The sequence below is a fragment of the Vibrio sp. 1069 genome, assembly GCF_033340555.1.
Map to the genome: position 1 here is coordinate 1 of NZ_JAWOWP010000805.1, position 548 is coordinate 548.

General features: G+C 44.9%; 1 protein-coding gene. It reads left to right on the plus strand.

The window, feature by feature from the left end; all coding sequences use genetic code 11:
- A partial coding sequence (locus R7040_RS29165; RefSeq protein WP_318098003.1) for a hypothetical protein occupies nucleotides 1-548 on the plus strand: 548 nt, incomplete at both ends.

A 548-nucleotide genomic window follows, 5' to 3' on the forward strand; every position in this document is an offset into this window, starting at 1 on the left:
CTCCAACGGTTCAAAGCAACGAAATTTCCGGATTAGAAGACGAAGCGATTGTTATCACACTAGAACATTTAGGAGTCGTTGACAGTGGGGTAAGTGTTGAGTTTGACACTTCTGCTCTAAATGGCTCACTACAAGTGAAGGGTTCTGATGGTTGGGAAGCGGTTTCTGGCAGTGTACTCGCTTCTGATATCGAAAATGGTCTTGTTCGCTATGTTCCGGCTGAACATGAATCTGGTGCAAATGTTTTCGATAAAGATGGTGTTGGGAACGGCTTGGATACTTACGAGCAGATTCATTTCACTGTTAGTGATGGCAATTCTTCTGCTTCAGGTACGTTGAGTATCGACATAGAGCCTGTCGCGGACCCAGTTAAGATTGACCTTACTTTCGGTCCTGTAACGTCTGTACCTGTGACATTAGGCGGAAGCTCGTCTACAGAAGAAGAACTGAAAGATCTGCTTGAAGCAAGTTATTTACCAGGGCCCGACTTTGAACAGGTGGTGACACAGATGTTTCATAATGGTCATGCCGGTAACGACTTAATGCTA